The sequence below is a fragment of the Microcoleus sp. D2_18a_B4 genome (genome assembly GCF_036702475.1).
Taxonomy (GTDB): Bacteria; Cyanobacteriota; Cyanobacteriia; order Cyanobacteriales; family Microcoleaceae; genus Microcoleus.
This window is the reverse complement of the sequence record NZ_JAUBTL010000060.1, coordinates 23,496-48,777: the sequence shown is the minus strand read 5'-3', so window position 1 is coordinate 48,777 and position 25,282 is coordinate 23,496. Positions and strand designations below refer to the sequence as shown.

General features: G+C 43.2%; 12 protein-coding genes. 4 read left to right on the top strand and 8 right to left on the bottom strand.

Annotation, left to right across the window (positions count from 1 at the left end):
- Positions 1-148 precede the first annotated feature (148 nt).
- The 5 genes from QUB04_RS26495 to QUB04_RS26475 form a co-directional block, all read right to left on the bottom strand.
- Positions 149-502: a slr1659 superfamily regulator gene (locus QUB04_RS26495; protein WP_333289029.1), complete on the bottom strand. Its 354-nt coding sequence runs from the start codon at positions 500-502 to the stop codon at positions 149-151.
- A gap of 66 nt (positions 503-568) precedes the next feature.
- Positions 569-1,177 carry a DUF6272 family protein gene (locus QUB04_RS26490; protein WP_333289027.1) on the bottom strand — a complete coding sequence of 203 codons (609 nt, stop codon included), beginning with the start codon at positions 1,175-1,177 and terminating at the stop codon, positions 569-571.
- A 31-nt stretch (positions 1,178-1,208) separates the two neighbouring features.
- The gene (locus tag QUB04_RS26485; RefSeq protein ID WP_333289025.1) at positions 1,209-2,444 is read right to left on the bottom strand and encodes an adenylate/guanylate cyclase domain-containing protein; all 1,236 of its coding nucleotides are present in this window, start codon (positions 2,442-2,444) and stop codon (positions 1,209-1,211) included.
- 152 nt (positions 2,445-2,596) lie between these two features.
- Complete coding sequence (locus QUB04_RS26480; protein WP_333289023.1) at positions 2,597-8,047, bottom strand: AAA family ATPase; 5,451 nt, start codon at positions 8,045-8,047, stop codon at positions 2,597-2,599.
- Positions 8,048-8,729: 682 nt separating this feature from the next.
- Complete coding sequence (locus QUB04_RS26475; RefSeq protein WP_333289021.1) at positions 8,730-10,856, bottom strand: SpoIIE family protein phosphatase; 2,127 nt, start codon at positions 10,854-10,856, stop codon at positions 8,730-8,732.
- 176 nt (positions 10,857-11,032) lie between these two features.
- Between QUB04_RS26475 and QUB04_RS26470 the strand changes: the two genes are divergently transcribed.
- Together QUB04_RS26470 and QUB04_RS26465 are read left to right on the top strand one after the other, a co-directional pair.
- Positions 11,033-11,392, top strand: coding sequence for a VOC family protein (locus QUB04_RS26470; RefSeq protein ID WP_333289019.1), 360 nt, complete (start codon positions 11,033-11,035; stop codon positions 11,390-11,392).
- Between the two features lie 3 nt (positions 11,393-11,395).
- Complete coding sequence (locus QUB04_RS26465) at positions 11,396-12,676, top strand: recombinase family protein (RefSeq protein WP_333289017.1); 1,281 nt, start codon at positions 11,396-11,398, stop codon at positions 12,674-12,676.
- 49 nt (positions 12,677-12,725) lie between these two features.
- On the opposite strand, the gene QUB04_RS26460 is transcribed toward QUB04_RS26465, so the two are convergent.
- The 3 genes from QUB04_RS26460 to QUB04_RS26450 form a co-directional block, all read right to left on the bottom strand.
- Complete coding sequence (locus QUB04_RS26460) at positions 12,726-13,943, bottom strand: adenylate/guanylate cyclase domain-containing protein (RefSeq protein WP_333289015.1); 1,218 nt, start codon at positions 13,941-13,943, stop codon at positions 12,726-12,728.
- A 170-nt stretch (positions 13,944-14,113) separates the two neighbouring features.
- Positions 14,114-17,818: a GAF domain-containing protein gene (locus tag QUB04_RS26455; RefSeq protein ID WP_333289013.1), complete on the bottom strand. Its 3,705-nt coding sequence runs from the start codon at positions 17,816-17,818 to the stop codon at positions 14,114-14,116.
- Positions 17,819-17,909: 91 nt separating this feature from the next.
- On the bottom strand, positions 17,910-19,460 hold the full coding sequence (locus QUB04_RS26450) for an ATP-binding protein (protein ID WP_333289010.1): 1,551 nt from the start codon (positions 19,458-19,460) through the stop codon (positions 17,910-17,912).
- A gap of 670 nt (positions 19,461-20,130) precedes the next feature.
- Here QUB04_RS26450 and QUB04_RS26445 point away from each other — a divergent pair.
- Complete coding sequence (locus tag QUB04_RS26445) at positions 20,131-21,453, top strand: AAA-like domain-containing protein (protein ID WP_333289009.1); 1,323 nt, start codon at positions 20,131-20,133, stop codon at positions 21,451-21,453.
- 127 nt (positions 21,454-21,580) lie between these two features.
- Positions 21,581-25,258: a WD40 domain-containing protein gene (locus QUB04_RS26440; protein ID WP_333289007.1), complete on the top strand. Its 3,678-nt coding sequence runs from the start codon at positions 21,581-21,583 to the stop codon at positions 25,256-25,258.
- The last annotated feature ends 24 nt before the right edge of the window (positions 25,259-25,282 follow it).

Sequence of the window (25,282 nt, the reverse complement as noted above, 5' to 3'; positions counted from 1 at the left end):
AGGAATCAATTTAAATACGGTGGGGCACACCGGAATTCACGCTGGGGGACAGACCGATCTCTACTCGCTGGTGGTGACATCAACGAGCAAACCGACTGGATGATCCAAGAATCCCTGCGCCTTCAGGTCAGGGAGTGTCAAACATATCCTACGCTAATTCTAGCTTCAAAGTTGGCAACAGCTTTTCTAAATTTCTGAGAGATTTCTGTTGCCAAGGAATATCATTTGAACCCAATACCAAAAGTTGAATCGTTTTCTTTTTTCGGACGCTAATGACAAATTTAGACAGCATACTGATACCAGAACTGTTAACAAATTCCAATTGTTTTAGGTTCAAGGTAATAGTAGGCGGTTCGCCATTGGCTACCTCATCTAACAACTCGGCTATTGGTGCATATTCGGGAGGGCCGCTCAGGCTGAGTTCCCCTTGGAAAGTGAGTGTGACTGATTCTAGATCGTACTGAATCCTGTAATCTTCACCTTTAATTTCTTGAATGCCCATTGTGATTTGGTTTCCTGACTAAAATATTGCGATCGCACAAGAGAGTAAATATTGAAATGCTAGAAACTAGACCCTAATTTGAACCACAGTCGTAAGAATGATGGTATCACTATCTGGCCTGGGCTCGAATTTCCAACCTATCTTAGCTGAATAGTCATTAATCATCGTCAGCAATCCCAATCCCGATGTATCACTTTCCGATTCCGCATTCTTTTCAAGCTGCTGCAAATAAAGTTCATTGGGATCGGAAGCCATAATTTCTTCAATAAACTCCTTCAACTTATTCGCCCCTTCTGAAGTGACACTATTACTGGCAAAAATTACCGCCGTCACCTCTGTTTCACCAATAAAATGTATACCAAATCTGACCTTGTAATTGGTATCATCGTTATTAAATTTAATCGCATTTTCTAACAGTTCGTTTGCTACGTAGCTCACAGCTCCCTTGCTTTCTTTTATCCGTTTCTCGCTGCTAGCATCCTCCTCATCCACCGGTAGAAAGCTAGATAAATAATCGGCTACAAAATGAGCTGAAAGCCTGTTGTTGCGCCACCGCTGTTTGATCGGGCGAGAACTGGGGGTAAATGTAAGTTCTAGGGAGTCGTGTTCAGGAGGAAATTCTTCAATGAATTCTCCAAAGATTTGTGTCATTGTTTTTAAGCTTCCAGATGTCATGATTTTTCTCGCTCCAATTGATGTATTAAGGTCACTTCTTGGTGAATTTCCACACGCCATTCCAGTTAGCAGGAAGACTATTTTCTAACAGCGATTGGATGCGTTTTAGGTAAAGTTGACTGGGCTTGTCATCTGGATTTAGCGCTACTATCTGTTCAAAACAAACTATGGCCTTAGCAAAATTTCCCTGACAATATTCTTGGAGTCCCTCCTCAAATATAGGCAAAGTTTGAATTTTGAGCGATCGCACTGGTTCTACTTCAACATCTAACACCTCACAAACTGTAATAGCTTCTTGTCTACCTTTGACAATAGCCCGATCCAAAAAACGGATATGATACTTTTCGGGTTGACTCAAACGTTGTACCACATCTCCAGAAATTAATAAAGATACGCCATAATACTTAGTCAAACCTTCCAGACGAGCGGTGAGATTGACATGATCAGAGATCGCATCTGCTTGCATCCGATTCGCATCTCCAATAATCCCAACCATCGTATCACCCACATGGATACCAATGCCAATCTTCAGCGGTATCTCCCCATTTATTTTACGGCTTTGATTGTATTTTTGCAACTGCTCCAACTTCACTATTCCTGCCTGAATAGCATCATCCACGCCATCAGGAAAAACTGCCATGACTCCATCTCCAATATACTTGACAATAAAACCGTTGTGCTTACGAATTTCGGGACTAATTTGTTGTAAATAATTATTGATGAAGTCAAAGTTTTCTTGAGGAGTCATTTGCTCCGCCATCGTGGTGAACGACCGCATATCGGAAAACATAATTGCCATCTCTTTGCTCACGTGATCTCCAAGCTGGAAATCAACCATGCTTTGCTTGCCGAGAAATTGGAGAAATTCATCGGGAACGAAACGTCCGTAAGCCTGCAAAAGTTTCTCTAATTCTTGTTCCCGCGCTTTCACCGTTTGCACCATATGCGAGAATACCTGTGCCAGTTCTCCCAGTGCATCACTGCGCGCTGCCACATCTGACAATATCTGGGGTTGAAAGCTATTGTTTTTTACAGCAATAGCTGCATCTATGACTTTTTTTACCTGCTCGATGTAAGTCTGCATCTCTCGGTTTTTATGACGGATCTGGTTTTCCAGATCCGTGGAGTGTTGCGTGACAATTTCTACTAAGGTTTCATAGCTATTTTTTTCATCCTCTACTTCCTCAAGTTTTTGGGTCAAATCCTGTAGCTGGGTATGGAGTTCTTCGGCAGATTTAGATGGTGATAAATTTATTTGTGGTTTCATAATTTATACTTCCCAATCGGGAAGCGCAAAATTGTTTGACTCTCTGTAAAATATTAGAACTTACACACGTGGAACTCGAAATCCTGTTTCTGCTTCGATGCTTGGTCACTAAATCCCAGCTCCCTCGTAGAAACCGGGTTGACGACCGTCAATCATAAATTATGCACAATATTTCCCTGTTGCTTCAATACTAGCAAAGTAATGTCATCAAAAACCTTTTGTTTTCCAATAAATTTTCGCAAATCAGCGATGGTGGCTTCCTTGATTTGTTCGGCGCTCAAATGCCAGTTTTGAGAAAGCACTTCACAGAGTCTTTCCATACCGTAGAATTTTCTGTGCATATTTCTAGCTTCCGGGATGCCGTCAGTATAAAGCACCACCCCGTCCCCCGGCTCTAAGTCTACTAAAACATGGCTAATCCAATCGGAAATATCCTCATCTAAGCCGATGGGAAACCCTAAATCCATCATGTTAATACGCTCAATTTTACCGCATCTTCTGACTACGAGAGTTTCCTCGTGTTGACCGCTAATACTAACTGTACTGTCTGCGTAATTGAGGAGAGCTAGGCTCAGGTTTTTGTCCGAGTTCATCCGCTGGATATTTTTATAAATAGTGCGGTTGAGGGTATCTAAAAAGCGAACCGGGTCTATTTGTTGAACTTCTTTCAAAGCGCGAACTGCAGCTTGAGTCATTACCATCAAAATCCCGCTTTCTAGCCCGTGTCCGGTGACATCACCAATGCACAGCGTCACCACCCCGTCAGTACAAAGTACGTCGTAGTAATCGCCACCAACTTCATCTGCTGGTTCCATAAAGCCAGCGATATCTAACTCTGCAATTGCTGCTAATTCCGCAGGTTTGGGCAGAATTAACTGCTGCATTTGTTTGAGGATATCGAGTTCGGCACTCATCCGCAGATTTTCTGTTTTGAGGCGTTGGTTGAGGGCAGAAATTGCCTGATTCGCTTGGGCTAGTTCGGCTGTACGTTCTTCAACTTTATCTTCTAGAGTTTGATATAGCAGAGCATTCTCCAGCGATATAGCTGCTTGGGAAGATAGAATTTTTAAGACTTCCAATCTGTCAGGAGTAAATGCACCTGGGGCGAGACTATTTTCTAAGTACAAAATGCCGATCGCTTTACCTTGGTTAATTATGGGAGTACACAATACAGATTTAGGTTGGTGCTGAATAATGTAGGGGTCGGCAGCAAAGATATTTTCAGTAGCAATATCATTAATTACCAAGGTTTCTCTGGTACGCCAAACGTAGTTAATGGCAGTGATGGGAAGATTTTGACTTTGAGAAAGGGGAATATTGGGCAAATAGCAGCGCTCGTCTAAGCATTTAGCAACAATCGATAATTTGCCAGCTCTTTCTAAGATAATAGAGCCTTTTGAGGCTCCCGCATTTTGGGTCACAATTCGGATCAAAGTTGATAGCAATTCCTCGACGTTTATTACTCCCGATATGGCTTGAGAAGCTTTAATAACTGTTGCCAAATCCAGCAGAGTGCCAATATTATTGCTAGTAGAGGTGAGGGTGCCCACTCTAGTTTGCTCGATTGTATCTCCCGCATACAAACTTGTTTTTTGTTCGAGAATCTGGCTGAGTAATTGGGGATATTTTTGTTCTAAATCATGAATTTTTGCTTGAGTTCCCCAGCGAGCATAAGCGTAGTAAGCGTCCGTTAGATAGACGCGGGCAATTTTATCTTTCCCTAATTCAAGGTAGAATTTAGCTGCCAATTCCCCTGCTAGTGCTTCTTCTTGGAGGTATTGGTTTTCTTTTGCCGTAGCAATGGCGCGATCGTACAAATCCATTGCTTCGAGCCTGTGTCCCAATACTCGTGCTATTTCTGCTGCTACTAAGTCATACTTGTGCTGAGAATTCATCGGTGCATGGAATGCCCAAGTTTGCATTTTTTCCTGATTGGCTGCAACTTGGTTCAAGTATTGTTCTTGAGCGATCGAATCAGCATGGGGATACAGTGCCACGAGGGCGAGGGAATGGTAAAAATTGTACTGGGGAACCATCATCAATGAGCCGACACCCGCGACATATTGCTCTGCTAGCTGGGCATTTTCCACAGCCCGATCGCGATCGCCAAACAAATAATTCACAACCAATTTAGCAAAATAAACCCCAAAGATGGAAGAGACATTATTTGCTGCCAGCAAAACAGGCAACATTTCATCTTCATTAAAACTCTCCCCAACTAACCGACACTTGTCCTCAGCTAATCCTTGTAAGTTTAATGTAAGTTGTCGCCAGATTTTAGTATAATAAGTCTGATATTCTTGTTTGGAATTAAGCATAAACTCGATATACTGCTCGTATTTTTGATCTACAGAGCTTAAGTCTTCACCGCTAAAAAAGCTGTAGATGCAAAGATACATAGCCGAATAGCAAGCATACTCGATATCGCCAGTTTCTAAACCGCTTTGGACTGCTGATACCAAAGACGAGATGCTCGATCGAATGGGTTCTTTCCAATGTCTCACGCAAGCATTGTACACCATCACAACTTTCGAGTGAAATTCTTGGGATGGGAATTTATCTAATACCTGCAAAGATAGTTGGCCGTATTGATAGCCTAATTCAATTTCTCCGATTACTTCACAGATTAAACTGCAACAAGCATAGGCATAACTAGCCGGTGCAGAGTTCCCATATTTGCTACAAATATGTGCCATTGTAAACACAACGGCGGGGTAAATTTCTGGACTAGCTAGATAAGCGGCAGAAGCGATCGCACATAAAATCCTCAAAGCCGCAATTTTATAAGGATCATTAATTTCGGGCAAATTAGCTAAGGCAGATATCTCTACTGTAACGGGAAGTTCTGTTTCCAAAGAAACACCCAGCATGCCCAAAGCTTGCAATCCAGTATCTACTGCCGATTTCATCTGATTTTGAGCAATATAAGACTGAATTTGCGCTTCGTAAACTCTGAATTGATCGAGGAGATTGTGCGATCGACATAGAACTATTTCCGCAAGTTGGTGCGACAAATCGAAATTGGTATTCAAATATTCGGCTTCAACCGCTTCTACATAAAGATCGATCGTCAAGTCGTATAAATTTGTCCAGCTATCCTCTGCTAGCAAATTTCTGCCGATAGTTAAATAATCCACCGCAGCAGCATAAGCTGTAGAAGTTTTAGCTTTACGTCCCGCAATTAAATTCAAGGAAGCTAGTTGATTTCTTTCGGTGCGATCGCCAATTAATCCCACTCCAACATTCAAGTGGTTGACAATATCAAATATCCGATCTTCTTTGTCATCTTCAGGGGTATTACTCAACAACAATCTGCCAATTTTTAGGTGAGTTGACTGTTTGGCCTCATCGGGAATCAAAGAATAAGAAGCTTGTTGAACGCGATCGTGCAAAAACTTGTAAGTGGGCAATTGACAATCGGCAACAGCTAATGGTGCAGACTCCCCATCATCTGCAAAAAATTTGTAAACTTCACTTTGCGGTAAAATTAGACCTTCTTGCAATGCTTTCCATAAATCAGCCGCAGTGTCTATTTGAGATTTTTCACAAACAACTGCTAAGGTTGCTAAATCAAATTGACTGCCAATACAAGCAGCTAGTTTTAAAATATTTTGAGTAGTTAGCGGCAATTTTTGCAATTGATTCGCCATAAATTCGACGACATCATCGCTGACGGTCAATTCTCTAATTTTAGTAATATCGCACTGCCAACCACCCCTTTCTCCGCCATCCAACGGGCTAAAATCGAAATATATTAACTTATCTTCATGCAGCCTTTTGAGGAATTGATTGCTAAAAAAAGGATTGCCTTTAGTTTTTTGAAAAATCAATTCGGTTAAAGAAATCGATCGATACGGCGGACAACTTAAAGCATCAGCAACTAAACGATTTAAGTCATTTTTTGAAAGTGGCGCGAGAGTAATTTGATTAATGATAGGGGCGGGTCGATCACTACTGCGATTTGGTAGATTGCGAATCTCTGATAAAGTCAACATTAATGGATGAACGCTGGAAACTTCATTATCTCGATAAGCGCCAATTAGCAGCAAATGTTGACCCTCTGATTCGCCTAGCAACAATTGCATTAGTTTCAGAGATGCTGAATCTGCCCATTGCAAATCATCTAAGAAGATCACTAAGGGGTGATTTTTGGTAGCAAAGACACGAATGAACTTTTGAAATAACAGATTGAAGCGATTTTGTGCAGGACTGGGTTCTAATTCCTGGACAGCAGGTTGCTTGCCAATCAGCAGTTCTAATTCTGGGATAACATCAATAATTACCTGAGCATTATCGCCTAAAGCGGACAAGATTTGGGCTTGCCACTGCTGAACTTGAGTAACACTTTCTGTCAGTAATTGCTGCAGGAAACTTTGCAAAGCTTGCACCCATGCTGAGAAGGGAATATCGCGCCTGAATTGGTCGAATTTCCCCTTGATAAAGTATCCCCGCTGCTGGACGATTGGCTTGTGAACTTCGTTAACCACAGCGGTTTTGCCAATCCCGGAAAAGCCTGCTACCAACATGATTTCGGTAGTAGCTGTACGGGGGAGTTTCTGAGGCTCTCGGCTGCTACTAGGGGAAACCTCCAAATCGGCGGCTGCGGAATTTTCTTGGGGACAGGCGACGCGGTGGAAGGCTGCTAATAAAGCCGAAACTTCGGTTTCTCTGCCGTAAAGTTTTTCGGGAATGACAAAGCGTTCGGAAATGTCTCTGCTGCCTAATTCAAACAGTTGAATAGTGCCATGTTCTGAGTAGTCGTTTAAGCATTTTTCTAAATCGTGTTTGATGCCACCAACTGTTTGATAGCGTGCTTCCGCTGTTTTTGCCATCAGTTTGAGCACTATGTCATTCAATACTTGGGGGATGGCAGGATTGAGGGCGATCGGGTGAATTGGCTGGCGAGCAATGTGAGAGTGAACCAATTCCATCGGCTCGGTAGATTGGAATGGCAATTGTCCTGTCAACAGTTCGTAAAAAGTTACTCCGAGCGAGTAAAAATCGGTGCGGTAGTCAATCCCACGATTCATTCTTCCAGTTTGTTCGGGAGACATATAAGCTAATGTCCCTTCTAAGATGTTGGGATTTTTAATTTCTGGATTTTCGCGAGGCAAAAGCGAGGAAATACTAAAGTCTATTATTTTAACTTCTTGAGTTTTAGGGTTAATTATAATGTTCTGCGGTTTGATATCTTTGTGAATAACTTGGCTGTTATATATTGCTTCTAAACAAGAGCTAATTTTAATGGCAATTTGTAAAAAGTTTTCTAGGCTAGTGGTAATTTTATCCTTGAGGTTCCAAGCATCAGTGGTGATGTATTCGGCTAGAGAAATTCCGCCAAAATCCTCCATCACTAAGGCAAAACCGTTACGGTATACTTCCAGACTCAAGTGTTTGACTATACCGGAATTTTCAATATTTTTGGCAATGGTGTATTGATTGCGAAACTGCACCAGTTCGCTGAAAGTGGGATACTCAGATTTGAGCAGTTTGATGACGACTGGTTGATTGTCGGATTCAGAAAAACCTCGGTAAACGAAGGTTCTGGCGCCTGAGTAGAGTTGTTCGATCGCCCGGTAGCCCGGAATTGATATCGGGGTCATAGTTACTATACTAGATGTTGAAGGAAGATGGCACAAATCGATGGAGCGATGCAATTGGGGGCAATGGTTTCAGCAATTCAGAACGTACATACCAACGCTCAGGTTGCTAAATCCTAGTCAGCTTTTAGTTCAAGCAATATAAAAAAGTTTGCGGTCATTAGTGATTAGTTTACTACAGCCGGCAAGGTTTAGGGAAGATTTGACCAAAAAACAATGATCGATCGCTAACAGAGCGCCAATCACATCAATTTTGTTAAAAACCTTTGAAGCGCTTGCTTCGTAGGAGCGATCGCCTGGTAAAGTCACATTGGGGATATTCAGGTTCCTGTTGGTTGAATTCCGTACAAATTTCTTGGTACATCGCTATTCTTTTATTGTCGGAAATAGAGTTATGAAAATTTGCGTTTGGGTTCTTGACTACTGGTGCGAATTGCGGATATAGTTCGTCTTGCTCGACTCGCGGCTGGTCGTAAAAAGCTTTGATAGCTGGTGTAGTCGAAAGATGCTGTTTCTCATTTATTTAGATACCCGAATAGATATTTAATCACTAATGGGGTAGAGCCAGCCTTTTATAAAAAATTTACCCCGATATTTTTATATAAAACACAGCCGATGATCCTAAATATCGTTTTTTAACATAGCAGTGCTGGGTGAAGAAAGCAAGAAGGAAAACAGACAGGATTTAATCCTTTTTCTTGATAACAAGCAAAGTAATGTCATCAAAAACCTTTTGTTCTCCAATAAAGTCTCGCAAATCATCAATGGTGGCTTCCTTAATTTGTTCGGCGCTCAAATGCCAGTTTTGAGAAACCACTTCACAGAGTCTTTCGATACCGTAGAATTGTTTGTGCATATTTCTAGCTTCGGGGATGCCGTCAGTATAAAGCACCACCCCGTCCCCCGGCTCTAAGTCTACTAAAACATGGCTGATCCAATCGGAAATATCCTCATCTAAGCCGAGCGGAAATCCTAAATTTATGGTGTCTATCCGCTGGATTTGACCACCTCTCCTGACCACAAGAGTTTCCTCATGTTGACCGCTGATACTAATTGTGCGATCCGCATAGTTGAGCAAAGCTAGTGTCATATTTTTGTCGGAGTTCATGCGCTGGACATTTTTATAAATAGTGCGGTTGAGAGTATCTAAAAAACGCACCGGGTTGGATTCTTGCATTTCCTGAAGAGTGCGGACAGCAGCTTGAGTCATCACCATCAAAATGCCGCTTTCCAATCCGTGTCCGGTGACATCACCAATGCAAATCGTGACAACTCCGTTAGTACAAAGTACGTCGTAGTAATCACCACCTACTTCCGAGGCTGGCTCCATAAATCCGGCAATATCTAAATCTTCAATGGCTGCAAGTTCAGCAGGTTTGGGCAGAATCAACTGCTGCATTTGTTTGAGCATATCGAGCTCGGAGCTCATGCGGAGGTTTTCCGCTTTCAGGCGCTGGTTGAGAGTGGCAATTTGTTTAGTGGCTGTAGCGAGTTCAGAGGTACGTTCTTTGACTTTATCTTCTAGCGTTTCAAAGGATTCTTGCAGTTGTCTAGCCATGCTGTTAAAGGAATTTCTTAAGGTTTCAATTTCCAAAATCAGACTGGAATCAACGTTCTGGTTGAGAGCACCACCTGCTAGATATTCTGAAGCTTTAGCAATTTGGTTCAGGGGGCGAGTAATCCAGCTAGCGGTGAAAATACCCACTCCAACAGAGACAATGAGAGCCACAATACACAGCAAAATAGTCTGCCGAGTGTGAGCATAAATTTGCGGCATAAAGTCCGCTTCAGGAACTACTACTACACTCAGCCAATTGAGGCCGTACTTGTCAGTTAGCGGAGAAACTTGGATAAATTGCCGCTCACCGTTAAACTTAAAGTCAAGTTGAACAGTTTGATGGATGTCTTCCAAACGCTTGAAGCGATCGAGCAGATAAACCACACTTTGACGCATCAGCGGGTTGCTGCTTTCCTGTGCTTTGAGCCGCTTTGTATCTTTGCCTGTTCCCACCGAAAGAGGCTGTTCTTTAACCGAAGTGGCTATTAACTCACCCTGGGGTTCAATGATAAATACTTGACCGGAATTACCCACCCTTAAGGTTTGCAGGAAGTGGCGAATTTGATCTAGTCCCATCTGGCAAGTCAGCACGCCAATTAGTTTCCCTTCGGCATCATAATAGGGTAGACTCGCATTAATTTGCAGCGTACCGTAGCCAAAATTAATATAAACTTCACTCCAAGCTGCCTGTTTCTTCTCAACAGCTACTCTGTAAAAAGGGCGCGTGCGAACATCATAATTGGGCGTGTTTTTTTCGATTGTTGTCGGGTTTCCATTATCGTCAAGGTTGTAATATATCAAGTCGCCACCCCCCGGAATCAGTTGCTGGGCAAGCTGAGGTTGTTCAAGTCCAACCAGCCGATTTACCCAACCAACACGCAGGTACTGACCTTTTTCGTTGGCAATTCCCGCGTGACCGATCGACTTAAATTGCAGAACTTGTTTCCAAAAATATGGTCTAGCTTGCTCCAAATCGTCAAAGTTCAACACCCCCAAAGGTACAGCATCCTGATTGATCTGATTCACCAGTGGCGGAGCTTCCAGATAGGTTTGGACACGTTCGTAAACTCTCGCACTCACTTCGTGCCGCAACTGACTAACAATATCGTTGACTATCTGCTCTCCGTTTCTGTAAGAGAGATAGCCAACGCAGCCAACAGCCGCCAAAATTTGGAGAACAAAGGGAACTACCAAGACATTGCGGAGACGGAATTTGCCCGCTCTGGAGACGATCGCACTTTTTTGAGAAACCATTGTTAAAAACACTCCCAGCGGGCAGTTTTTTGTTACAAGACTTGATAATGGATATATTAATAGCGACGGACAATGTTATCATATCAAAAACTCAACCAACCTCAAAAAAATCTGCGTTCATCCGCGCTCATCAGCCTGCATCAGCGGTTAAAATAAAACCATAAATCCCAACAAAAATGCAAATTACTCAATCCCTCCACAGCGCCATCCTCATCTCCAACCTGGAACAATCCCAACACTTTTACAGCACCGTACTAAAACTGCAAAAAATTGATCGAGACTTAAAATTTCCCGGAATCTGGTATCAAATTGGCGACTTCCAGCTCCACCTAATTTTAGGTGCAACAATTATCCCAGATGCCGTAGACAAGGCTAAATGGGGACGCAACCGACATCTAGCATTTTCTGTGGCCAACTTAGAGGCAGCCAAACAGCAGTTAATCGCTCACAATTGCCCGTTTCAAATGAGCGCGTCAGGTCGATCGGCATTATTTACCCAAGATCCCGACGGCAACATCATCGAACTCAGCGAGTAACAGATGAAAATCATCGCCTATTCTTACACCGAACCGCTACTGGAAGCAGCACCCGCACCGGAAAATTGGGGCCAAGAAGTCGATCGCACCTATCAAGACTTAGGAGGGCGGCAGCAACTTCAGCAACTCCTCAAAGACTGCCAAACAGAACCAATCAAATACTTATTAATTCAGCGGTTTGAAGAACTAGGCGACACATTGCAGCAAGTGTGTTCGCACCTCGCCCAACTCGAAAACCTCGGCGTCGAAATCATCGTACAAGCAGAAACAGAACCACGAAACCGCCAAAACTTGCTGCAAATCCTCGCAGAAATCCAGCGCAGCCAACACAGCCGGAGTATTCGCAAAGGACACGCGCGCAACCGCATCAAATCCCGGATGCCACCGGGTAAGGCTCCCTACGGCTATCGGCGCGGCAAAGATTGTTATACGATCGATAAAACCACCGCCCCCACCGTCAAAGACTTTTTTGAACACTTTTTAATTTACGGTTCCTTGCGAGGTTCCGTGCGGTATTTAGCCAAGAAATACAACAAAAAAATTTCTGTAAGTACCGGCCGCCGCTGGCTGACAAATCCCGCCTACCGAGGCGATTTGGAATATCAAAACGGTCAAGTAATTTCTAACACCCACGCCTCGATTATTTCCAGAGAAGAAGCCGCCCAAATAGACAGGTTACTGCGCCGCAACCGCTGCCTTTCTCCTCGCAGCGCTAGCGCCCCACGTTCCCTCGCAGGTTTAGCAATTTGTGCAGAATGCAAATCGCCCATGACAGTTGCCAAAGTCACCTCCTACCGCAAAGAAAAAGAATACCTTTATTTGCGACCGATTAACTGTCCACAACAGCCTAAATGTAGCGGCCTTTCCTACGATGAAGTATTGCAATTAACCATCGTCGGTATTTGTCGGGATTTACCCGATGCTGTTGCTGGGTTGCAAATGCCGAATATGAGTGGAATTAAAGCAGGAATTGTCGGCGCGATCGCATCGAAACAAGAAATCATAGAGCAACTTTGGGCCCTGATTGACAGCGGCATATTAGACACCGAAACGGCAGAGTTTAGAGCATACAAAATCCGCACCGAAATTGCCGAACTCCAAAGCAAATTAGCGCAACTACCCCCAGTAAATTTGCGAGAAATTGCCCAAACAGTTTCCCTGCAGCAATTTTGGCTCGATTTATCAGAATCAGAACGCAGGTTTTACTTTCGAGAATTTATCGATCGCATTGAAATCGTCCGGGAAAATACAAATTGGAAACTGCAAATTATTTTCATTTTTTAAGGATTAGCTCGACGTTCCTCCATAGCTACTAGGTTAGATGCCCGACTTCTTAAAGAAGTGGGGTATGTGGGTACTCTCTTAGTTCGGTAGGAGTGAACTGCGTTTGACAAGCATCGCTTTCAACCGCCGAATCATCTTTTTTAGCTTTTAGCCAATAGGCGATCATCTCTCCTTTTCCTTTAACCGCGATCGCACCTCTTTCCTCAAATAAATACCGATCTTTTAACAGTTCGTAAATAGCAGTAGTAACTTGAATATATCCCGGTAATCCTTGACATTCCATCCGAGAAGCAACATTAACAGTATCTCCCCACAAGTCATAGATAAATTTTTTAGTGCCAATTACGCCAGCAACTACGGGCCCTGTATGAATGCCAATCCGAATTTGAAATGGTTCGCCTCTGTCAGTTTGAAAATCAGCGATCGCTTCCTGCATATCCAAGGCCATATTCGCGATCGCTTCTACATGATCTGCCCTCGGCACAGGCAACCCCCCCGCTACCATATAAGCATCTCCAATTGTTTTAATTTTTTCCAAACCGTGTTTTTCAGTTAGTTGGTCAAACCTTGAAAAAATATGGTTCAGTACATTTACCAATTCTAGAGGTAACATTCTAGCAGCAATAGACGTAAAATCGACAATATCGGCAAAAAGAACTGTTGCTGAATCAAACCTCTGGGCAGGAGAACCCTCGCCCTTTTTCAAATTTTCAACAACCGCTGCTGGTAAAATATTCAGCAATAAATGATCTGACTTTGTTTGAGCAAGCCGTAAAGCGAGCTCCACTCCCTGCCGCTCTTTAATTTCGTTTTGCAAACGTTCGACAAGTTCTTGGTATTGCTTCGTTTGCTCTTGAAGTAACTGTTGTTGACTTTGAATTGTTAACTGATTTGCCACTCGTGCCAATACTTCTTTACCTTGAAAAGGTTTAGTAATATAGTCAACTGCTCCCACCTCAAAAGCTTTCACCTTATCTAAAACGTCATCTAAGGCGCTTAAGAAAATCACGGGAATCGAACTGGTTTGTGGTGAAGCTTTCAACTTTGCACATACCTCATATCCATTCATGTCTGGCATCATCACGTCCAGCAAAATGAGAGTCGGCGGAAACTCTTGCACTGTAGCGATCGCCCTTTGCCCGTTCAGCGCTTTACGAACCTGATACCCTTGTGTCGTCAAAATTGTAGATAAAAGCCGCACGTTATCTGGCTTATCATCAACTACTAAAATGTTTGCTTGAATTGTAGGATATTGATGGCTGTCCATGCGATCGCTCACGGTAGTTTGTTAAGAGAAAAGATATTAACACTTAAGAATTTTACCTCAAAAAAAACGAAACAGTAGAAATTCCAATTGGCTCTCCTAAAAAGTGATGGCAAGGAGACGCTATTGGGGCTGAAGGTTAGGTCTTTTTTAAATAAATTAGCCTCCTAAGTTTAGATTAGTTGAAAACTGGTATCTTCACAGCGTTGAACTGCTGACTGCGCTATATCTATAATATCGTCAAAGAGGAAATCCTGCACTAAAGTAGTTAAATATTCGGCGGCGAAAGCAAACTCACTCGGCATTTCCTCAATCAAGCTGACAATTTTATCGTCGCAACATTCATGAGCAGCATGAGATATCTTTTCTATCCACTCAAGAGGCATTTGAGCGAGTTGTGACTCGACAGATTGATTGCTAGTCCCTCCGCTAATTTCGCTTTCATTTTCTAGTGGTGCATCAACAGATTCCTCGTAAATGTAACGCACTCCTAAAAGTTCTTCCATTTTCGCAAATAATATCTTTGCCTCGAAGGGTTTACGCATGAAATCATCGCAGCCTGCTCCTAAAATAGTTTGTCGTTCCTCTTCAAAAGCGCTAGCAGTAAGAGCAACTATTACAGTTTGTTTTCCGAGAGGATGAGCTTTAATTTTTCTGGTGGCTTCATAGCCATCCATGACAGGCATCTGCATATCCATCCAGATCAGGTGTGGTTGCCAATCCTGCCATACAGCAATAGCTTCTTCACCATCTCTAGCCGATCGCACGATGAGGCCTAGTGGTGACAATAATCTCTCTATGACTAGGCAGTTATCGGCGCGATCGTCAACAACCAAAATCCGGTATTCTGGTTGATTTGGTGCTAAACTAATGACCTTTTTATGCGGTTGAAGGATTTTAATCTCGGTGGGAGTGGCAAGGCTGATTTGAATATCAAATGCAAACTTACTTCCCAAATCAGGTGTACTGCTGACAGTAATATCTCCTCCCATCATTTGTACAAATTTGCGGCTAATTGGTAAACCTAACCCAGTCCCCTGTTGAGATTTTTGACCGGTTTTTGTTTGCTCAAATGGTTCAAATAACTTATTCATCTCTTCAGGGGCAATGCCAAGGCCAGTATCTTCAATTTCAAACTGAAGGCGTAACAATTCCGGGCGAAGCTCATTCGCGTCTACACAATTACAGTCTGCCAAGCTTATGGACTGATTAAAACCAGTGCACCATCCGGGTTTTTTTTGTATAGCTGCGGTTTCAACCACTAAGTTTTCGGAATGTTCAGAACCCGCGTCGGCAAGTTTTGTTTGTGTGTCGGACAACTCTGCGGTTTCAGCCCCCAAACTTTCTTCTACCTTCTTTTTCACTCGCAAAGTAATGCTACCCCTCTCTGTAAACTTGATCGCATTTCCTACAAGATTAATCAAAATTTGCCGCAATTTACCTTCGTCTCCACTAACAAAGTCCGGTACGCCGTCACCCACTTCCAAATTTAGCTGCAATTTCTTAGATTTAGCTTTTAATCGAAACATTTCTTCTAAGGTTTTTAGCAAGCGCATTAAATTAAAACTGCTTTCATTAAGCTGACTTCGGCCCGCTTCAATTTTGGACATTTCCAAAATGTCATTAATTAGCGAAAGCAAGTGTTCGCCGGCGCGATTAATAATTTCTAGGTGCTGCTGGTGTTGATTGTTTAAAGATGAATCGCGCACCATCACCTGACTAAATCCGAGAATGGCATTTAGGGGAGTCCGCAATTCGTGGCTCATAGAAGAAAGGAATTCGCTCTTGGCGCGGTTAGCTGTATCAGCAGCTACGACAGCTTTTTGTAATGCTGTTTCTGCTAATTTACGTTCGGCAATTTCTGTTTTGGCTTGTTCAAAAAGGGTGCATTGCTGAATTGCAATTGCTAGCTGCACGGAAATTTGCTTGAGAGATTCTATCTCAGAAGAGTTCCAATGCCTGTGACTGCGGCAGTGATGAGCAATGAGTAGCCCCCATAGTTTTTCACCTTGCAAAAGGGGAACCACGAGGTTAGCTTTAACTTCCAACTCGCTCAGTAAATTAACGTGGCACTCTGAAATACCTGCTGTATAAATATTGTCGATCGCGCGAATGTGTCCCTGTGCGTAAGCAGAAATGTAGCCTTCTCGAAAGCAAGGGTCATTAATGTCAATGCCCAAAATCGGCATTGTATCGGCTGCTACCGACTCGACGGCTACCAATCCACTCCAATCAGGGTTAAAGCGGTAAATAATAGTCCTGTCTGTTGACAAAAACTGGCGGACTTCTTCCACAGCCATTGTCAGCACTTCTTCTAGGTTAAGAGAGGAACGAATTCGCTCTTGAATAGCATTCACGAGCCGCTCCCTTTTTACTTGTTGCTGCAAGGCTCTTTCCGCCTGTTTGCGAGCAGTAATATCTACTCCATAACCAACGCACTCCACAGGTATGCCAGCAGCATCTTTGACTAACTTAACCTCATCGTATATCCAGCGATAACTACCGTCTTTGTGCCGTTCGCGGTATTCGTAGGAAATCGATTCTTTTTCCAATATCTGAGCGTATGAAGTAGCAACAAGTTCTCGATCGTCTGGGTGAATGAGGCTATGCCAATCAAGAGAACCATCAATAAATTCTCTGGCTTCGTAACCAATCATTGAAACAATATTATCGCTGACAAATGTTACATCAAAAATTCCCCCTAATTTGCAGCTAAAAATCACCGCCGGAGTAGTCGCTAGCAAATATTGCAAGCGTTCGGTGACAGAACGCAATGTTAACTCGGCTTGCTTGCGATCGCGAGCTTCCATTGCTAAAGCTGTCATCTGTGACAAATAGCTAGCGAAGCTTTGTTCGTCGAGCGTCCACTTCCTCGGCGTGCCCTGACGTTCCAAACAAATTACACCCGCAAATCGTCCTTGATGGGTAATAGGAACATCTAGCATTGATGAGATGTTTAAAGGAATCAAATAAGATTCTCTAAATTCTTGGGTGCGCGGATCGGTTTTGGCATCAACCGCTGCGATCGCCTGTTCTGTCTTCAAAGCTTGGAAATAGCTAGGATAGTCAGCCACTTTCAGTTCTGCACCCTCACTGTGTTGATTTGCCGTCAGTTCGTAAAGATCGGCACAGCAGAGTGCTGATTTATCTTCTTTATAAAACCAAACGCTTCCCCGATCGACATCCAGGGTACGGGTTGCCATTTGCGTAATCTCTCTCAACGCCTCGGCGATATTTCCCTCGTAGATACTAGAATTTTTTGCTAATTCTAGCAAGCCATTTTGTTGTTCTGTTAATCTAGTTTCTCGTTCTCGCAAAGCGGATTCAGCGGCTATTTTATCTTTAATTTCTGCTTCTAAATAACCGTTGATTTTTCTCAACTGTACGGTGCGTTCTTGAACTTTAATTTCTAAGTCATCATAAGCGTGGCGCAAAGCTAATTCAGCCTCTTCACGCACCGCAATCTCAGTCTGCAACTTGCAATTTATTGCCTCTAATTCTTGGGGGGTTTTTAAGGACAAAAACTGGGGCAATAGTGTTACCATCGAGGCGGCGGTGTAGCAGGAAACCAGTGCAGTAATTCCTTTTTCAATCCCCGACAGCCAATAAGCGGAATGCCACAACGTCCAAATGTCTAGCAAGTGACCCGTGCCACACAGAATAATAAATGCACCAAATAAACCAAATATTCCTAAAAAAGGAACATCGCGGCGCTTGAAGATAAAATAAATTAGCATCGCCGGAATTGAATAGTAGGCGATCGCGATTAAAAAGTCCCCAGTTACGTGCAGCCACACTAAAGGCGTTTGCCAAAGATAGCAATGACCGTGAGGCATATACTGAGTTGGGGAAAAGATATTTTTGAGTGCTTCCCACATAATAGTTGTTATTGGCAGATAAGATGGATTTGATGATGCCTAAGTTAGGCAAAAAAATAAAATAAGCCGAAAATTGTAGCTGGATTCAGCATTATTTATTAACGCCTAAACCCCGCTTGTTCATAACAGCTTGCTTGTGCAGATGGTGGCGCTCGCCAAATTGCGAGCGCAAAGGAATTTCAATAATAAACTCCGTACCTCTCCCAACCTCGGAAGTGCAGCGCAAATAACCTTCATGGGCTTGAATAATCTGATAAGAAATCGCCAAACCCAGCCCGGTACCAGCACCGATAGGTTTCGTTGTATAAAATGGATCGTAAATTTTAGCGATCGCATCATAATCTATGCCAGTGCCATTATCCGCAATGTGAATCTGCACCCACTTGCCATCAACTAAAAGGGTGCGGAGGCGAATTTTTAGCAGTGGGCAATAGGTGTTTTGTAAGTTGTCAGATAAATTATTTTCCCAATAGCCGTTGGTCGAATATCCCTCCTGTACAATCTGTTCTAAAGCATCAATAGCATTTGAACAAATATTCATAAATACTTGGTTAAGCTGCCCAGCGTAGCATTGCAATGCTGGCACATCTCCATACTCTTTAATCACTTGGATAGGTGGACGGTTTGGTTGTTCTTTCAAGCGGTGCTGCAAAATCATTAAAGTGCTATCGAGCCCTTCATGGATATTTACTTTTTTCATTTCGGCTTCGTCTAACCGGGAGAAAGTTCGTAAAGACTTAACAATTTCCCTAATTCGCTCTGCGCCAATTTGGATCGAACGAAAAAGTTTTTGCAGGTCTTCTAAAATAAAACCTAAATCAATTCTGTTAATCTTGTCTACAATTTCCGGTGCAGGAGTGGGGTAATAAACTTGATAAGCCTTAATCAATTCCAAAATATCTTTAATGTATTCCTCAGCCGGAATCAGATTGCCATAAATGAAGTTAACAGGGTTATTTATTTCGTGGGCAACCCCAGCTACCATTTGCCCCAAAGACGACATTTTTTCAGTTTGCACGAGTTGAGCTTGAGCGCCTTTAAGTTGTTGCAGAGCGTTCTCTAAATGCTGAGTTTGTTCTAGCAGTTTAGCTTCCGAGTGCCGCAATGAATTTTCCGCCAAAGAGCGATCGCGATTTTCCTGTTGCAAACGTTCATTAGCAACTTCTAAAGCGATCGTCCTCTCAATAACCCGTTTTTCCAATTCTAGCATTAATTCCGAGAGTGCTTCTTGAGCTTGTTTGCGATCGCCAATCTCCTTTTGTAAAGCCCTATTTGCCACCGCCAATTGAGCGGGACTGGGAATCGCCAAGATTTTTGGGATTAGTTCCACCAGCACTGCTGCTGTACATAGCGAAATCAGCGCAGTAATCCCTTTAAGAAAACCAGAGAACCAATAATTAGGATGCCACAGCGTCCATATTTCCATAATATGGGTAATCCCGCAGCAGATAATAAAAGAGCCAAACAGCATGAAAACCCAGTCAAAAGGCACGTCTTGCCGCTTTTTGACAATATAAATCAGCGTGAGCGGTATCAAAAAATAAGCGACGGCTATCAAACCATCGGACAAAACGTGTAGCCCCACCAATCCAGGCTTCCACAAGTAGCAATGGCCGTGAGGAATAAAATAATTTGGAAACATTTTATGAACCATTTGCCTCAAACAACTCGGTTATTTGCTAATATTTTTTAGAGGTGGTTACAGGAGTATTAAAAAAAATGCTAGCCCCCCAATAATAATTAGAGTTTGGGACTTAACACTTGTGAGCAGTAAATGCAGCGAGCTGAAACTACTGTTAATTAACTTAACATCAATCGACTAAGCTTTAGCAAAGTCAACTGTCACATTTTTAATTCTGCCTTCACTATCAACTGTGACACCGACATGACATTTTGGCCAACGATCAAGAAAAACTGAGCACAGATTCCTTTCCAGTAGGAGCGCCAGCGCCCATTGAAATTAGGTTATAGCACTCAGCGATCGGTCAGGCAACGGGGAAATCACCAGATTTAACGGATGTCACGAATTTAACTTAACGAAGAGAACCATTCTCAAAAACCTGTAGAGATGGGTTCACTCTTGTACCCTTGAAGAGTGCAGACAGGTTAAATACACCCGCCCCCACCGCGCGAGGGAATTCTTGATTATTGATAGTGATACTCTTCGGGAGAGATTTAACCGATGTGACCAATTACCCCATGAAAAATGTCGCGACAGGAGCGTGTGGCAATCCAATAGGCGATCGCTCTCAGCTTTACAGTCAATTATAAGTGATAATATCAACGATACACTGACGGGATAATTGCAAATTATGACGATAGATGAGGTACTACAGCTAACTCGTGTCCGATTACAAAAAGATTTATATCCCGTACAAGAAATCATACTCCGCCAAGTTTGGGAAGGAAAGACTTATACAAGTATCGCATCTGCCTCTCATTACGGAGAGCATTACCTGAGAAACATCGCCTCATCCTTGTGGCAATCTCTCTCTCAAATCTTGCAGACATCTATTAGTAAATCAAATTTTCGCTCTTGTGTAGAATCACGTTCCCTGACCACAGAGGAACGAGAATTAATTGAAGCATTCACCCGCAGCCAATGCCTAGCCACACCTTTAGAATTTCCCGGATCTCCCGTGCCCCTCGGTTCGCCATTTTATATCCATCACCCGCTAATTGAAGAACTCGCCTATCGAGAGATTGCCAAACCAGGAAGTGTGCTGCGGATTAAAGCTCCCAGGAAGATGGGAAAAAGTTCCCTTCTGCTACGCATTTTAGAGCGCGCGACTTCTCTTGACTATCGAACTGTAAGTTTAGATTTTCAGCAAGCCGAGGAAGCTGTCTTAGCCAATATCGATAAATTTTTACGCTGGTTTTGTGCCAACATCAGCCGTCACCTAGAATTACCACCTCTATTAGATGATTATTGGGATGAAGACATGGGTAGCAAAGTAAGCTGCACTATCTATTTGCAACAATATATATTAGCACAAATAAGTACCCCTCTTGTGTTAGCTTTAAATGAAGTAAATAGAATTTTTGAGTATCCCAAAATTGCCAGAGAATTTTTGCCGCTGCTGCGAAGCTGGCATGAAGAAGCAAAGCGGATTGAAACTTTGGGAAAACTGCGGTTAATCGTTCTTCACTCCACAGAAATTTATATTCCTTTAAAGCTCACTGAATCGCCTTTTAATGTCGGTTTACCGCTGCAATTGCCCTATTTTACAGAAGAGCAGATACTTGCTTTAGCGCAGCGTCACGGACTAGATTGGACAGAGGGTTCCGATGCCGATCGACTGATGGCAATGGTGGGGGGACATCCTTATCTGGTGCGGCTCGCTCTTTACCACCTCTGTCAAAACAGTGTCAGGCTAGATCAGCTACTACAAGAAGCTCCGACAATAGCGGGAATTTATAAAGATTACTTGCGGAGTTTTTGGGCAACATTGCAAGAGTATCCCGAACTTGCGGTTGCACTTAAACAAGTGGTAAAATCGGAACACGGAGTGGAATTAGATCCGATAGTAGCTTCTAAATTATTTAGTATGGGCCTGCTTCATATCGATAACAACCGCTGTACGCTAAGCTGCGAGTTGTACCGCCTCTATTTTGGTTCGCACCACTTTGTTTAGTTATTGCCCCACCTGAAAAATCTGTTCTGCCGTTAAGTTGAAATCGGGGAAAGCAAGCGATCGCACCACATCCTAAACCAACTTTTTTGATGCTAAAAGCTCTATTTCAAATTATCCCATAAACGGCATGACTCAGGTAACATACCAAATTGGTGGCAGTCTCGCCAGTGATGCGCCTACATACGTAGTGCGGCAAGCAGATTCCGAACTTTATGAAGCCTTAAAAGCTGGCGAATTTTGTTACGTCCTTAACTCCCGGCAAATGGGCAAATCTTCTCTCTTAGTCCGCACCCTGCACCGACTGCAAGCAGAAGGTTTTCAATGCAGCACGATCGACATGACCCGTATTGGCAGTGAAAATATCACTCCTTTACAGTGGTATAAAGGCATGATTGGGGAACTGTGGCGCGGCTTCAATCTTTTAGGGCAAGTTAACTTAAAAACCTGGTGGCGTGATGAAGAAGATGTATCATTTCTGCAAAGATTGAGTCATTTTATTGAAGATATTTTGTTAGTCAAGTTTTTTGACCAACAAATCATTATATTTATTGATGAAATTGACAGTGTTCTCAGTCTAGATTTCCCTGTCGATGATTTTTTTGCCCTAATTCGCTTTTGCTATAATCAACGCTCAATTAATCCAGAATATAATCGCATTACTTTTGCAATATTTGGAGTAGCAACACCTAGCGATTTAATTGCTGATAAAAAACGAACTCCTTTTAATATTGGTAGAGCGATACATTTACGAGGTTTTGAACTAGAAGAAGCCCAGCCATTAGCCGCGGGATTGGCAAGTGGAGTCAATAATTATCAAGCTATTCTCAAACAGATATTGGCTTGGACTTCTGGGCAGCCATTCCTGACGCAAAAGCTGTGCTATTTAGCCTACATAGCAACTCAAAGTACACCGCAAAAAGTGGTAACAATTCCAGCAGGAACAGAAGAGGCTTGGGTAGAGCATTTAGTGCGACAAAATATCATTAATAAATGGGAATCTCAGGATGAGCCGGAGCATTTAAAAACCATAAAGGATCGGATTATTCGCAACGAACAACGCGCGGGCAGATTACTCGGCATCTACCAGCAAATTTTACAATATAATCCCCCCTTAACCAGCGGTTCTGTTTCATTGTGGGACTTTGAAGAGGACTCTATGGGCAGTACCCCCGTGCCTGATCCAAATCTTTATAGGGCAACTACAGGGGAATTGCCCCTACAAGCAAATGAAATATTTCTACCTTTGAGCAAAAGAGCGGGAGGAGTATCAACTGATGACTCACCAGAACAAATTGAACTATTATTATCGGGATTAGTTGTCAAAAATAATGGTTATTTACAGGTGAGAAACAGGGTTTATGCTGAAGTTTTTAACCTCGAATGGGTAGACAAGCAATTAGGGCAACTGCGCCCCTACTCGCAAACCTTCGATGCTTGGGTTGCTTCACAACAAACAGATTTTTCCCGACTTTTGCGGGGACAAGCCTTAAAAGATGGTCAAATCTGGGCGCAGGAAAAAAGCTTGAGTAACCTAGACTATCAGTTCTTAGCTGCTAGTGCCGAACTAGATAGGCGAGAAGTTCAACAAGCTTTAGAAGCAGAACGCACCAAAGAAGTGGAAGCGCGGCTGGCAGAGGAACAAATGCGATTAATTCAAGAAAAAAAAGCAGCGAAACGACAGAGGCGCTTACTATTTTCTGTTAGTATTGCACTGCTGCTTGCCGGTGCTTTAGGAGTAACAAGTTATTTTCAGTATCGCCGAGCCGTTATTAGTGAGCGCGAAGCTCGGATGAGTGAAATTGAAGCGCTGGTTTCTTCCTCGGAGGGACTGTTTGCCTCTAATCGCCGATTGGATGCACTAATAGAAGCAATTAAAGCTAAGCGCCGACTACAAAACTTAGGCAATAAAGATAAAAACCTTGAAGATCAAGTGATAAATGTATTGCGTCAAGCGGTTTATGAAGGGGTTGAATACAACCGTTTATCGGGACATAAAATGGCAGCTTTAGGAATTGACATTAGTCCAGACAGTAAGTTTATTGCCTCCACAAGTGTGGATAAAACTATTAAACTTTGGGGTCGGGACGGAACGGAAATAGCAACAATTAAAGGTCATCAGGCGATCGTTCGGTCTGTAAAATTTAGCCCGGACGGTCAGTTTATTGCTTCTGGAAGTGATGATGGAACTGTAAAACTTTGGCAGCGAAACGGCACTTTGTTGAAAACTTTTCAGGGTCATAGTGCTGGTATCTGGACAGTGGCGTTTAGTCCCGACGGTCAAACAATTGCCTCTGCCAGCATGGACAAAACGGTGAAACTCTGGAATAAAGACGGCAAACTGTTAAGAACTCTCCAGGGTCATACTGCTGGGGTACCCTCAGTGGCTTTCAGTCCAGACGGTCAGACTATTGTTACGGCAAGTGGAGACAAAACGGTGAAACTCTGGAACAAAGACGGCAAACTGTTAAGAACTCTCCGGGGTCATACTTCTGTGGTATCTGCAGCAGCGTTTAGTCCAGACGGTCAGATTGTGGCTTCAGCAAGTGGAGACAAAACGGTGAAACTCTGGAACAAAAACGGTACTTTGCTTAGAACGCTTGAAGGTCATTCTGCTGTAGTCTCCGAAGTTGTTTTCAGTCCAGATGGTCAGACTCTTGCTTCTGCAAGTCGCGATCAAACTGTAAAACTCTGGAATCTTGACGGAACAGAATGGACGACATTGAGAGGTCACAGTGCCTCGATTTGGGGGATAGCTTGGAGCCCAGACGGCAGTTTTATTGCTTCGGCGGGTGCAGAAAATACGGTGCGGCTGTGGCAGAGTCAAAACCTATTCGGGACGATGATTACTGCACATAAAGCCGGGATTTGGGCGATCGCACTGAGTTCGGATAGTTCTACAATTGCTACAGGCAGCGAGGATGGCACGACTAAGCTTTGGAGTCGGCAAGGCAAATTGTTGAGGACTTTCACTGTAGAAAACGCTGCGATTTATGCTGTTGCCCTGAGTGGCGATGGCAAGTTAATTGCTTCTGGCAGAATTGATAATAAGGTGAATATCGGGACTCGAAACGGAAAAGCGATCGCAACTTTGGTAGGTCATAACACTACGGTTTTTGCATTGGCTTTCAGTCCTGACGGTCAAATTCTTGCTTCTGGAAGTCAAGATAATACTATCAAGCTTTGGCGGCCCGATGGTACTTTATTGCATACTATGACAGGACATCATGCTCCTATTTGGCAGGTGGTATTTAGCCCTGACGGTCAGCTAATTGCCTCGGCAGGAGGGGATGGTTCTGTGAAGCTGTGGAAGCTTGATGGTACTTTAGTGAGAACTTTTCAAGGTCATACTGCTGCTGTGTGGAAGGTGGCATTTAGCCCTGACGGTAAATTTCTGGCTTCTGGCAGCGGGGACAATACGATTAAGCTTTGGACTGTGGATGGTAAGTTACTGAGAACTCTGGAAGGTCATCTGGCCGCGGTATGGGGGGTGGCGTTTAGCCCGGATGGTAATATTATTGCTTCTGGTAGTGTAGACAATACGCTGAAGTTTTGGAAGCTTGACGGTACCCAATTAACGACGCTCAGAGGTAACTCTGCGGCGATTCGGGGGGTAGCGTATAGTGGGGATGGGTCATTTGTGGCTTCTGTGAGTGAGGATAATACGCTGATTTTGTGGGATGTGGAGCGAGTTTTGAAAGTGGATTTGTTGGCTGATGGTTGCGATCGCGTGCGAGATTACTTGCGAACAAATGCCGATGTGAAGGAGGAGGATAGACATTTGTGCGATCGAGTGGGCGATCGCTAAATTATCCGAAACAATTAACTATCA

Excerpts from the sequence above, each read along its gene's own strand:
- QUB04_RS26495 (WP_333289029.1), bottom strand. The coding sequence starts at position 502 with ATGGGCATTCAAGAAATTAAAGGTGAAGATTACAGGATTCAGTACGAT.
- QUB04_RS26490 (WP_333289027.1), bottom strand. The coding sequence starts at position 1,177 with ATGACATCTGGAAGCTTAAAAACAATGACACAAATCTTTGGAGAATTC.
- QUB04_RS26485 (WP_333289025.1), bottom strand. The coding sequence starts at position 2,444 with ATGAAACCACAAATAAATTTATCACCATCTAAATCTGCCGAAGAACTC.
- QUB04_RS26480 (WP_333289023.1), bottom strand. The coding sequence starts at position 8,047 with ATGACCCCGATATCAATTCCGGGCTACCGGGCGATCGAACAACTCTAC.
- QUB04_RS26475 (WP_333289021.1), bottom strand. The coding sequence starts at position 10,856 with ATGGTTTCTCAAAAAAGTGCGATCGTCTCCAGAGCGGGCAAATTCCGT.
- QUB04_RS26470 (WP_333289019.1), top strand. The coding sequence starts at position 11,033 with ATGCAAATTACTCAATCCCTCCACAGCGCCATCCTCATCTCCAACCTG.
- QUB04_RS26465 (WP_333289017.1), top strand. The coding sequence starts at position 11,396 with ATGAAAATCATCGCCTATTCTTACACCGAACCGCTACTGGAAGCAGCA.
- QUB04_RS26460 (WP_333289015.1), bottom strand. The coding sequence starts at position 13,943 with ATGGACAGCCATCAATATCCTACAATTCAAGCAAACATTTTAGTAGTT.
- QUB04_RS26455 (WP_333289013.1), bottom strand. The coding sequence starts at position 17,818 with ATGTGGGAAGCACTCAAAAATATCTTTTCCCCAACTCAGTATATGCCT.
- QUB04_RS26450 (WP_333289010.1), bottom strand. The coding sequence starts at position 19,460 with ATGTTTCCAAATTATTTTATTCCTCACGGCCATTGCTACTTGTGGAAG.
- QUB04_RS26445 (WP_333289009.1), top strand. The coding sequence starts at position 20,131 with ATGACGATAGATGAGGTACTACAGCTAACTCGTGTCCGATTACAAAAA.
- QUB04_RS26440 (WP_333289007.1), top strand. The coding sequence starts at position 21,581 with ATGACTCAGGTAACATACCAAATTGGTGGCAGTCTCGCCAGTGATGCG.